General features: G+C 56.5%; 10 protein-coding genes. 5 read left to right on the top strand and 5 right to left on the bottom strand.

Annotated elements, in window-relative coordinates; all coding sequences use genetic code 11:
* The first annotated feature begins 47 nt into the window (after positions 1–47).
* Complete coding sequence (locus NR795_RS16250) at positions 48–1538, top strand: pitrilysin family protein (RefSeq protein ID WP_144817953.1); 1491 nt, start codon at positions 48–50, stop codon at positions 1536–1538.
* Positions 1539–1594: 56 nt separating this feature from the next.
* On the opposite strand, the gene NR795_RS16245 is transcribed toward NR795_RS16250, so the two are convergent.
* Positions 1595–2524, bottom strand: a complete 930-nt coding sequence (locus NR795_RS16245; protein ID WP_257758746.1) for a sugar kinase — start codon at positions 2522–2524, stop codon at positions 1595–1597.
* A 235-nt stretch (positions 2525–2759) separates the two neighbouring features.
* Here NR795_RS16245 and pdeH point away from each other — a divergent pair, with 235 nt between their 5' ends.
* The 3 genes from pdeH to NR795_RS16230 all read left to right on the top strand — a co-directional run bounded on the left by pdeH (position 2760) and on the right by NR795_RS16230 (position 6378).
* Complete coding sequence (gene pdeH, locus NR795_RS16240) at positions 2760–3530, top strand: cyclic-guanylate-specific phosphodiesterase (protein ID WP_144817955.1); 771 nt, start codon at positions 2760–2762, stop codon at positions 3528–3530.
* Positions 3531–3604: 74 nt separating this feature from the next.
* Positions 3605–5665 (top strand): AsmA family protein, encoded by a 2061-nt coding sequence (locus tag NR795_RS16235; protein WP_257758745.1) that lies wholly within the window; start codon positions 3605–3607, stop codon positions 5663–5665.
* A 200-nt stretch (positions 5666–5865) separates the two neighbouring features.
* Positions 5866–6378 carry a hypothetical protein gene (locus NR795_RS16230; protein ID WP_144817957.1) on the top strand — a complete coding sequence of 171 codons (513 nt, stop codon included), beginning with the start codon at positions 5866–5868 and terminating at the stop codon, positions 6376–6378.
* A 59-nt stretch (positions 6379–6437) separates the two neighbouring features.
* On the opposite strand, the gene NR795_RS16225 is transcribed toward NR795_RS16230, so the two are convergent.
* The 3 genes from NR795_RS16225 to NR795_RS16215 all read right to left on the bottom strand — a co-directional run bounded on the left by NR795_RS16225 (position 6438) and on the right by NR795_RS16215 (position 10040).
* Complete coding sequence (locus NR795_RS16225) at positions 6438–7760, bottom strand: MFS transporter (protein ID WP_144817958.1); 1323 nt, start codon at positions 7758–7760, stop codon at positions 6438–6440.
* A gap of 272 nt (positions 7761–8032) precedes the next feature.
* Positions 8033–9073, bottom strand: a complete 1041-nt coding sequence (gene yhjD / locus NR795_RS16220) for an inner membrane protein YhjD (protein WP_257758744.1) — start codon at positions 9071–9073, stop codon at positions 8033–8035.
* Between the two features lie 58 nt (positions 9074–9131).
* Complete coding sequence (locus tag NR795_RS16215; protein ID WP_257758743.1) at positions 9132–10040, bottom strand: LysR family transcriptional regulator; 909 nt, start codon at positions 10038–10040, stop codon at positions 9132–9134.
* Positions 10041–10158: 118 nt separating this feature from the next.
* Here NR795_RS16215 and NR795_RS16210 point away from each other — a divergent pair, with 118 nt between their 5' ends.
* On the top strand, positions 10159–10917 hold the full coding sequence (locus tag NR795_RS16210) for an SDR family NAD(P)-dependent oxidoreductase (protein ID WP_257758741.1): 759 nt from the start codon (positions 10159–10161) through the stop codon (positions 10915–10917).
* 49 nt (positions 10918–10966) lie between these two features.
* Here the strand turns inward: NR795_RS16210 and NR795_RS16205 are convergent, their stop codons facing one another.
* Positions 10967–11365, bottom strand: coding sequence for a YdeI family stress tolerance OB fold protein (locus NR795_RS16205; RefSeq protein WP_222889305.1), 399 nt, complete (start codon positions 11363–11365; stop codon positions 10967–10969).
* Positions 11366–11573 lie beyond the last annotated feature (208 nt).

The raw sequence follows: 11573 nt of genomic DNA, 5'->3' as shown, positions 1-11573 counted from the left end.
TGGGTTGCAGGCGGTCTTTTAACCAGGAATGTTGATCAGGGGTTTACATGCAGGGCACAAAAATTCGACTCATAGCTGGCGGTTTGCTGATGATCGCAGCCAGTTACGTGCAGGCAGATGCGCTCCAGCCCGACCCGGCATGGCAACAGGGGACACTGGCAAACGGTTTTCAGTGGCAGGTGTTAAGTACGCCGCAGCGCCCCAGCGATCGGGTTGAGATCCGCCTGCTGGTGAATACCGGTTCGCTGACGGAGAGCACCCAGCAGAGCGGCTTTAGCCATTTTATTCCACGTATCGCCCTGTCCAATAGCGGCAGCCTTGAGCCAGCGCAGGTGCGCTCGCTCTGGCAGCAGGGCATCGATCCCAAGCGCCCGCTTCCTCCGGCGCTGGTCTCTTACGACTTCACGCTGTTTAATCTCAGCCTGCCCAATAACCGCAGCGACCTGCTGAAAGAGGCGCTGGTCTACCTCTCGGACATTACCGGCAAGCTCACCGTGACGCCGGAAACGGTAAATCACGCCCTGAATAGCGACGATATGGTGGCAACCTGGCCACCAGAGACCAAAGATAACTGGTGGCGCTACCGCCTGAAAGGGTCGACCCTGCTGGGACACGATCCCGCCTCGCCGCTGAAGAAGCCGGTCGATCCTGCCCAGCTGAAGGCGTTCTACCAGAAGTGGTATACCCCGGACGCGATGACGCTGATTGTGGTAGGGAATATCGATAGCCGCACCGTTGGCGAACAGATCAATAAAACCTTTGGCGATCTAAAGGGGAAACGAGAGACGCCTGCTCCGGTGCCGACGCTCTCTCCGCTGCCGCGCGAGCCGGTGAGCATCATGACCGACGCCGTACGCCAGGATCGGCTCTCGCTGATGTGGGACGTGCCGTGGCAGCCGATTCGTGAATCCGCCGCGCTGGAGCGCTACTGGCGGGCAGACGTGGCTCGAGAGGCGCTGTTCTGGCATCTCCAGCAGACCCTGACCAAAAATAACGCAAAAGATATTGGCCTCGGCTTCGACTGCCGGGTGCTGTTCCAGCGTGCGCAGTGCGCCATTAACGTCGACTCCGCGCCCGATAAGCTCAGCGCCAATCTCGCGATGATTGCCCGCGAGCTGAAGAAGGTACGCGACAACGGCCTGTCAGAGGATGAGTTTAACGCCCTGATTGCCCAGAAGAAGCTGGAGCTGCAAAGGCTCTTCACGACCTACGCCCGCACCGATACCGACGTGCTGATCAGCCAGCGTATGCGCTCTCTGCAAAACCAGGTCGTGGATATTGCCCCTGAACAGTACCAGAGGCTGCGCCAGAACTTCCTCAATGGCCTGACGACCGAGATGCTGAACCAGAGCCTGCGCCAGCAGCTGACCCAGGATCAGTCGCTGGTGCTGCTGCAGCCGAAAGGCGAGCCGGAGTTTAATATGAAGGAGCTGCAGGCCACCTGGGACCAGGTGATGAATGCCGAAACGTCTGCCCTTGTGCCTGCCAGCGATGAGGTGCATCAGGACGTGACGGATATTCCTCCCGCTCAGCGGTAGCGCCGTGCGGTTTAACCGGCCCGCTGCCAGCGGCAGGGGCCGGAAATGCCAGTCGATCAGTTCGGCATTGCCTCGCGGGGAATAATCGCCCCACGATACTGGATCACGGTGCTGGCGGTCAGGTGACCGCGCTGTGCCGCCGCCTCGGCATCGCCGCCGGTCAGGCGTACGGCCAGGTAGCCCGCGCTAAAGGAGTCACCCGCCGCAGTGGTATCAATAACCTTCTCTTTTGGCAGCTTCACCGCCGGCACGTCAATCACCGCTTCACCGGCGATAGCCACCAGGCAGGAGTCCGCTCCGCGCTTCACCACCACTTCACTGACGCCAGCGGCCTGGGTGCGAGCAATCACCTCTTCTACGGGCTTCTCGCCCCACAGCGCATCTTCGTCATCAAGGGTCAGGAACGCGATATCGGTGCAGGTCAGCATCTGCTGGTAGACCTGTTGGGTCTCCTCTTTGCTGGCCCACAGGCGCGGACGGTAGTTGTTATCAAAAATCACCTTGCCGCCGTTGGCGCGGCACTCGCGCAGCAGGGAGAGCAGCTTGTCGCGGCTGGCCGGGCTCAGGATGGCCAGGCTGATCCCACTCAGATAGAGATAGTCAAAGTTCGCCAGCTCTTCGCAGATAGCGGCAGACTGCTCGCTCTCCAGCCAGAATTTGGCTGCGGCTTCGTTACGCCAGTAGTAGAAGGTGCGCTCGCCGGTGCTGTCGGTTTCGATATAGTAGAGACCCGGCAGACGGTTCTCCATGCGCTGGGTAAGGGTGGTATCGACGCTTTCGCTCTGCCAGGCATCCAGCATCTGCTGGCTAAAATTATCCGTCCCCAGCGCCGTAACGTAGTGTACCGTCAGCGCGGCCGGATCGACCTGGCGGGCAACATAAACGGAGGTATTTAAGGTATCGCCACCAAAGCCACGGTTCACCTCTGTGCCTTTCTGTGACAGCTCAATCATGCATTCGCCAATGACGGCAATTTTACTGGACATAGTCATCAACCTGAGTCGGATAAATATTGGGAGTAGTGTGCGTTGCGCATGCTGCGTGGTCAATCATATTAAAACAACGTTCCAATAAATTTTTGAGCTAGCGCGTGTTAAGTGCAGATTCCCGCTACACAATTTTATTTTGCTGCTTGATTGAACATAAAGTTCTCACCCGCCGCGCCGATAACTCATAGACGAGTTCCGCCAGGTCACTCACTCTATTACAGGACATCTGACAATGAAGTTGAAGCAGGTTATCCAGCGGCTAAGCATTCCGGAGGCGAGCATCGAAAGCCTGGAAGAGCGGCGCTACTGGCTGCAATGTGAACGTGCCTACACTTACCAGCCCATCTATCGCGTGGATGGCAGCCTGATGGCAATCGAAGTCTTAACGATCGTTACGCACCCGGATAATCCATCCCAGCGTATTGCGCCTGACCGCTACTTTGCGGAGGTCGCGGTCCGTCAGCGTCTGGATGTCATGCTGGAGCAGATCAACCTCCTCGCCCAGCAAAACGCCTTTTTTGTGCAGAATAACGTGCTCGCCTCGGTCAACGTCGACGGCCCAACGCTGCTGGCGATGCGCCAGAACCCGCAAATGATGGCGCTGGTTGAGACGCTGCCGTGGCTGCGCTTCGAGCTGGTTGAGCATATTCGCCTGCCGGAGGACTCCTCCTTCGCCTCGATCTGTGAAATTGGCCCGCTGTGGTTGGACGACTTCGGGACCGGGATGGCGAACTTCTCTGCGCTGAGCGAAGTACACTACGACTACATCAAAGTGGCCCGCGAGCTGTTCATCATGCTGCGTAAGACGCCGGAAGGGCGCAACCTGTTTACGCTGCTGCTGCAGCTGATGAATCGTTATTGCCAGGGCGTGATTGTGGAAGGCGTAGAGACGCTGGAGGAGTGGCACGACGTACAGGCGTCACCGGCCTTTGCCGCACAGGGTTATTTCCTCTCTCGTCCCGCACCGCTGGCAAACCTCGAAAGCGTTATTCTCGCTCTATAACATCAGGTTGCACTCCTTTCTCTCAGGCTCAGCTATCTTTATGACAGGCAAGGCAAGAATGGAAGGATGCAAGCATGACAAGAACAAGTAAGGTAATCACTGCCGTCCTGGGAACGCTTTTGTTGCTGATCGTGGTGGCCATCATCATTATCGCGACGTTTGACTGGAACCGTCTTAAACCCACTATCAATGAGAAGGTCTCCACTGAGCTGAATCGTCCCTTTGCAATACGCGGTGATTTAGGTGTGGTCTGGGAGCGGCAGAAGCAGGAGACCGGCTGGCGCAGCTGGGTGCCGTGGCCGCATGTGCATGCCGAGGATGTGATCCTTGGCAACCCGCCCGATATCCCTGAGATCACCATGGTGCACCTGCCACGGGTTGAAGCCACCCTGGCACCGCTGGCGCTGCTGACCAAAACCGTGTACCTGCCGTGGGTGAAGTTTGAGAAGCCGGACGCGCGGCTGATCCGCCTGTCGGAAAAAACCAACAACTGGACCTTTAACCTGGCAGGCAGCGACGAGCCGAAAGATAAAGATGCGCCGCCGTCGGCCTGGTCCTTCCGCCTCGACAATATTCTTTTCGATCAGGGCCGCGTGGCGGTCGATGACAAGGTCAGCAAGGCTGACGTTGAGATCCTGATCGATCCGCTTGGCAAGCCGCTGCCGTTTAGCGAAGTGACGGGTAGCGATAAAGAGAAAAACGCCAAAGTAGGCGACTATGTGTTTGGCCTGAAAGCGAAGGGTCACTACAACGGTCAACAGGTGACCGGTACGGGTAAAATTGGCGGCATGCTGGCGCTGCGTAGCGAAGGGACGCCTTTCCCGGTGCAGGCTGACTTCCGCTCTGGCAATACCCGCGTGGCCTTCTCCGGTACGGTGAGCGACCCGATGAAGATGGGCGGGGTCGACCTGAAGCTGAAGTTTGCCGGTAACTCGCTGGGCGAGCTGTACGATCTCACCGGCGTGCTGCTGCCAGATACGCCGCCGTTTGAAACCGACGGTCGGCTGGTGGCGAAAATCGACGCTGAAAAGAGCTCTGTCTATGACTACCGTGGCTTTAACGGCCGCATCGGCGACAGCGATATTCATGGATCCCTGACCTACACCACCGGTAAGCCTCGGCCAAAACTGGAGGGCGATCTTGAATCGCGCCAGCTGCGTCTGGCGGATTTAGGTCCGCTGATTGGCGTCGACTCCGGGAAGGGGGCTGAGAAGTCGAAGCAGTCTGAGGAGAAGAAGGGCGAGAAGAGCAATCAGCCCGCAGGCAAAGTGTTGCCGTACGATCGTTTCGAAACCGACAAGTGGGATACCATGGATGCCGACGTGCGCTTCAAAGGGCGGCGTATTGAGCACGGCAGCTCCCTGCCGATCAGCGATCTCTCAACCCATATCATCCTGAAGAACGCAGACCTGCGCCTCCAGCCGCTGAAGTTTGGCCTGGCGGGAGGAACCATCTCTTCCAATATTCATCTTGAAGGGGATAAGAAGCCGATGCAGGGCCGGGCGGACATTCAGGCTCGTCGGCTGAAGTTGAAAGAGCTGATGCCGGATGTGGAGCTGATGCAGAAAACCATCGGCGAGATGAACGGCGATGCCGAGTTCCGCGGGACGGGTAACTCTATTGCCGCGCTGCTCGGCACAAGCAACGGCAATTTAAAACTGCTGATGAATGACGGCGTGGTCAGCCGCAACCTGATGGAGATCCTCGGCCTTAATGTCGGGAACTTTATCGTCGGGCAGATTTTCGGTGACGATGAGGTGCGGGTCAACTGTGCCGCTGCTAACCTGAACCTGGTCAACGGCGTGGCGCGTCCACAGATCTTCGCCTTCGATACCGAAAACGCGATAATCAACGTCACCGGCACCGCCAGCTTCGCCTCAGAGCAGCTTGATCTCACCATCAACCCAGAGAGTAAGGGGATCCGTATCGTGACCCTGCGCTCGCCGCTCTACGTGCGTGGCAGCTTCAAGGACCCACAGGCGGGCGTGAAGGCCGGCCCGCTGATCGCCCGCGGTGCGGTAGCGGCAGCCCTGGCAACGCTGGTCACCCCGGCCGCAGCGCTGCTGGCGCTGATCTCTCCGTCAGAGGGCCAGGAGAATCAGTGCCGGAACATTTTGGCGCAGATGAAGAAGTAAGCCGGAGAGCAGGATGAAAAAGCCCGGTGGCGTTAGCGCTTACCGGGCTTTTGCTATTTTAATGTGATGACGTGCAACGGTGGTAAGAACAGTCTCAGTTTCAGAATTTCCGTTGGTTCGGTGGTGACCGTGTTGGATTGGTTGACTATATGGCTGCTACGCTACTGCCATGTTAAATCACTTCAAGATATTGCTTCACAATGCCTTCACGCTTTAAATATTTAAACTTCTCTGCAGCAGCTCTCCTGGCGGTAACGACTTTTGCACAGGCCGAAGAGACCATTGCTTTTAATACGGGCTCATTTGTCTACCATCTGCTTGGGAATCATGGTCAATACACCGAGAAGTTTGATAATGAATTCTATTCAATCGAAAAGAAACTTCCTGACCACCCCGATTACAGTTTGCTCGTTGGGACAATGAGAAACAGCTACGGGGATCGTTGCCTTTCTCTTGGTGTCAGAAAAGACTGGGCGGAAAAAGATAACATTGTTTTTAAGGGTATTTACGGATATACCGGCGAATTCTTTTTTGACGAATTTAGCAAATGCGGTGATGAGGGCATTTATCACTCATTTAAAAATATCACCGGCGTCGGTTTCGCGCCCTATATCTATCATGCGGTTCAGTATAATTTTACCCATTACTTTGGTGTGGAATCAGGGATCATTTTCCCTTCAGTATTTGTGGTAAGCCTGAACTGGCGGTTCTGAAGGAATTCGTCAGGAGGGGTAGGCCCGGTAAGCGCTAACGCTACCGGGCTTTTTCATTATTACAGAGACTGGTTTTTGGTTTCGTGGGTCAGCACCAGCGCAATCAGCGTCAGGGTTGCCATGGCCGCCAGGTAGACGCCGACGTAGAACAGGCCGTAGTTGGCGGTCAGCCAGGCGGCAATGTACGGTGCCACCGACGCACCCAGGATGGAGGAGACGTTATAGGAGAACGATGCCCCGGTATAGCGTACTTCCGTCGGGAACAGCTCCGGCAGCAGCGCGCCCATCGGGCCAAAGGTCAGCCCCATCAGGCTCAGGCCAATCAGCAGATAAGCCATCACCAGTGCCTGGCTGCCTGAACCCAGCAGCGGCGGGAAGACAAACAGCGCAAAGATAATGATCAGCGAGGTGATGACGATCATGCTCTTGCGACGACCATAGGCGTCCGCCAGCAGGCCAGCAATCGGTACCATCACGCCAAAGCCAATTACCGCCAGCATCAGCATCCACAGCACTTCGTTACGCGGTAATCCAAGGCCCACTGGCGCAGGTGCCGTGCTGTAGGTCATGGAGTAGACGGTCATAATGTAGAACAGCGTGTAGGTCGCCAGCATGATAAAGGTGCCCAGCACGGTGACGCGCATGTGCCTGGTCAGCAGCGTGCCCAGCGGGATCTTCACCTGCTTCTTGGCTGCGGCGACCTTGGCGAACACCGGCGACTCGTGCAGGGAGACGCGGACGTAGAGACCGATCAGCACCAGCACGGCGGAGAAGATGAACGGCACGCGCCAGCCCCACTCCATAAACTGCTCGTCGGTCAGCAGCCACGACAGCAGCAGGAAGGTGCCGTTAGCAAAGAAGAAGCCGATGGGTGCGCCCAGCTGCGGGAAGGAGCCGTAGAGCGCCCGCTTGCGGGGCGGGGCGTTCTCGGTTGCCAGCAGCGCTGCGCCGCCCCACTCACCGCCGAGACCCAGACCCTGACCAAAGCGCGCCAGCGCCAGCAGCAGCGGAGCAAAAATACCGATAGTGGCATAGCTCGGCAGCAGGCCGATCAGTACGGTAGAGATACCCATCGTCAGCAGGGACGCCACCAGCGTGGCTTTACGCCCGACGCGATCGCCAAAGTGACCAAATACCGCAGAGCCGATTGGACGTGCCACGAAGGCGATAGCAAAGGTCGCCAGCGACTGTAGCGTGGCCGCCGTCGGGTCACCCTGCGGGAAGAAGATGTGCGGAAAGACGATGACCGCCGCGGTGGCGTAAATATAGAAGTCGAAAAACTCAATCGCCGTACCAATGAGCGAGGCGATGACAACTTTATTACGCGAGTTGACCGGGGGGCTTTCCTGTTCGTGATCGAGCGTTGTGGCGGTAGCTTGCATAGAATTTTCTTATTTTTGGCGAACGAAGGGCCATATTACGCACAGCAAAAGCGACATTTCAATCTGTAACAGGGCAGGCAGGCGGTGATAAAAACGGCAAAAAGTGAATAATTTTCGTGCCTGAGTTTTCACATCTATGAAATGCTTCACAGAAATGAGATATCAGCAGATAAAACCAGTTATTGGTTAAATAAAAGTTACGGAGTGGTTTTTAATGCTGAAATGGGGAATTGGGCTGAAACTTTGCGTTTTGATTCAGCCCAATAGTGTGGTTAGAGGGTCTCTTTACCCGGCATTTTGACGTCGTCTTTGTACTCTGCCGTGGCAATCCACGCCGCGCAGAACAGCGTCAGGCGGGCGAAGAAGTAGAAGAAGGCCATGATGCCCAGCACCGAGCCAAACGCCGCGCCTGACGGAGAGGTCACTAGCGAAGGCAGGGTCCAGGTCATGATGATCTTAATCACCTCAAAGCCTACCGCCGCAATCAGCGTACCGCGAATCAGCGCCTTCTTGCGTGGACGGTGGCGCGGCAGCCGCCAGAAGATCCAGAAGAAGAGCAGGAAGTTAGCGCAGATAGAGATCGCCAGGCCAATGAGCTGCCAGGCCGGTTTAAGCCAGTCGATGTAGTCCAGATAGAGCGCAGAGATGATCATCTGCTGCGCCGCACCAGCGATAGAGGTGATAGAGAGGGTGATCACCAGCGCGACCAGCAGGCCAATCAGGGAGATAAAATCACGGAAGTATTTTACCCAGATCTTCTCATTGTCCTGGGGCTTGCGCTCCCACTCGTCCCGGGACTGGGCGCGAATCGCCTCACGCAGGTTGCCCATCCAGTTGATGCCGGAGTAGAGCGCGACCGCCAGACCAACGATACCGACGGTGGTACGCTGCTCGACGGCGGTTTTTATCGTGTTGCGCAGCGTATCGGCCACGGTGCGGTCGCTGACGTTGAGCAGGATCTTGTTAAAGATATCCTGCAACAGCGTGGGGTGGGAGACCAGGATAAAACCCGCTGCGGCAAACGACACCATCAGGATGGGGATCATCGACAGGAATGAGAAATAGGTAATGGCCGCCCCAAACTGGTTGCCCATCCGGTCATTGAAGCGCTCGGTGGCGCGGATCAGGTGCGCTACCATTGGTCGACGCTGGATCTTCCCTGCCGCTTCGGTGACCGTCTCTACCACGCCCTCCGCTTTGCCGCTCAGCAACGGCTCTGACTCAGATTCGGGCTTATCGGTGGTATCGACCTTTTTAACAGGTTCGTAGTCCAGGTGCGGGACCGGTCGCTTGGCGCTATTTTCCGGGGTCATCGATACGGCTTCCTTCTCTGCTTAGCGTGATGTACCGCAAATTATAGACCCTCATCACCTAAGCGGGTGAATCGACGTAATCCTTCATAACGCTCGTCAGCCACTCCATAAACAGGTGTACCCGCCGGGAGAGGTTACGGCGATGGGGATAGATCAGCGACACCGGCATGGGCTCGGCACGGTACTGGGGCAGGATCTCTACCAGCGTGCCCTGGCGCAGGTCATCACGCACGCCGGTACGCGGCACCTGGATAATCCCCAGTCCCGCCAGGCATGCCGCATGATAGGTCTCGGTGCTGTTGACCGTCAGGATACCGCCGGTTTTGATCCACCGCGTGGTATTGTCCTGATAAAATTCAAAGCCCTGCGGCCGCGTGCCGAGATGGACGGCGTAGTGCACCACCGCATGGGAAGAGAGATCCTCCAGCGTTTCCGGATAGCCAAAACGTTCCAGATAGGCGGGGCTGGCGCAGTTGACCATCGACAGCCTGCCGAGCGGGCGAGCGATCAGCCCGGAGTCTTTCAGCGTGCCAACGCGCACCACACAGTCAAAGCCTTCGCGCACCACATCTACCAGTCGGTCGCTGCTGCTGAGCTCAATTTCAATGCCGGGATACTGCTGCACGAAGGCGGGCAGACGCGGGATCACCAGATTACGCGCCACCCCCACCGGCATGTCTACCCGTAACTTGCCGCTGATGCTGGCCGGATCGTGGATAAACAGGCTGTCCAGCTCATCGAGGTTAGAGAGCAGATCCCTGGCGCGCTCGTAGTAGACCATACCGTCCTGGGTGAGCTGAACCCGGCGCGTGGTCCGGTGCAGCAGTTGGGTACCGAGATGGTTCTCCAGGCTCTGGATCTGACGCGAGACGCTGCCTTTCGGCACGCCAAGGGAGTCGGCGGCGCGGGAAAAGCTCGCCAGCTCCGCAACACGAACGAAAAGCTGCATTGCGTAAACTTTATCCATCCTTGCCACCTATTGTTGTCATCAATGAAACAGTGAAGCGTATTCAGCAGGCTTTATTGATTATCTATCACTTAATAAGCTCTTTCTCAATCACCCACCATCAGAAATGAGGTTTCTTATGACGCATCGTATTGCTTTAGTGACCGGCGGCAGCCGTGGTTTGGGAAAAAATGCCGCATTGAAGCTGGCCGAGAAGGGCGTGGACATTATCCTGACGTGGAATAGTCGTGAGGAGGATGCCCTTGCCGTAGTACGTGAAATTGCGCTGAAAGGCGCGAAGGCCGTGGCGTTGCAGCTCGACGTTGGCGATAGCAGCAGCTTCGAAAACTTCGCCCGCCAGGTACAGGATCAGCTAAAACAGACCTGGCAGTGCGACACCTTTGATTATTTAATAAACAATGCCGGGATCGGTATAAACGCCGCCTTTGCGGAGACCACCGAAGCGCAGTTTGACCAGCTTGTGAACATCCATTTCAAGGGGCCGTTCTTCCTGACCCAACACCTGTTACCGCTGATTAAAAACGGCGGGCGGATCCTGAACGTATCCAGCGGGCTGGCCCGCTTTGCGCTGCCGGGCTACGCCGCATATGCAGCGATGAAAGGGGCGATGGAAGTGTTAACCCGTTACCAGGCGAAAGAGTTGGGGGCACGCGGGATCTCAGTGAATATCATTGCACCGGGGGCCATTGAAACCGATTTTGGTGGCGGTCGGGTACGTGATGATGAGCAGCTAAACCAGTTCGTCGCCGCGCAAACGGCGCTGGGCCGCACGGGATTACCAGACGATATTGGCAACGCAATAGTGGCCCTGCTAAGCGATGAGCTGGGGTGGATGAACGCTCAGCGCGTCGAGGTGTCAGGCGGGATGTTCCTGTAAGGGTGTAGCATGCCGGGCAGCGCTAGCGCTGCCCGACCTATCGGGTAAGTTACTCTTTTTGCAGGCGGTGCACTTTAATCTGGGCTGGCTTCTGTTTCTTATCCAGCGAGCCGCTAATGCCAACCAGCTGATCGGAATCGATCTCTCGACCGTCAAAGACCGCCATAGGAATATAAACATCGACCTCACCGGTTTTATCGCGGAAGGTATACATATCATTCCCTTTTTTAGCGGTGAGGTGCCCACGCAGGGAGACAGAACCCCCGTCATGCATGTCCAGCGCCTGTTTAACGTTCATGGTGCGAGCATCTTCAATGCCGCGATAGCCGTCGTCGAGCTTATGCGGCGGCGGCGGTGCTTTATCCGTATTCAGTCCCGGTGTGTCTTCGGCCAGTGCCGGAAGGGTGAATAAGGCGGCCACCGTGGCGGCAAGTAACATTTTCTTCATAGATACTCCTTTCGCATGTGCCTCAAATATCTCTGCACTAAGCCTGGCATAGGAAATTCCGCTCTGGATAAGGAATGCTCTGTTTTATTTCCCTTTCTCTTTTATTACCTCCATCACTGATATTTAATACAAAGTGGCTTATGATTTAACTCACTGGAATCTAAGAAAAATTAAGCTGCGTAGACGGCTGGCATTAACTTTCGTTAAT

This window comes from Pseudescherichia sp. L3, from assembly GCF_024656065.1.
Taxonomy (GTDB): domain Bacteria; phylum Pseudomonadota; class Gammaproteobacteria; order Enterobacterales; family Enterobacteriaceae; genus Pseudescherichia.
The sequence above is the reverse complement of the archived record's forward strand: the minus strand, read 5'-3'. Positions and strand labels throughout refer to the sequence as shown.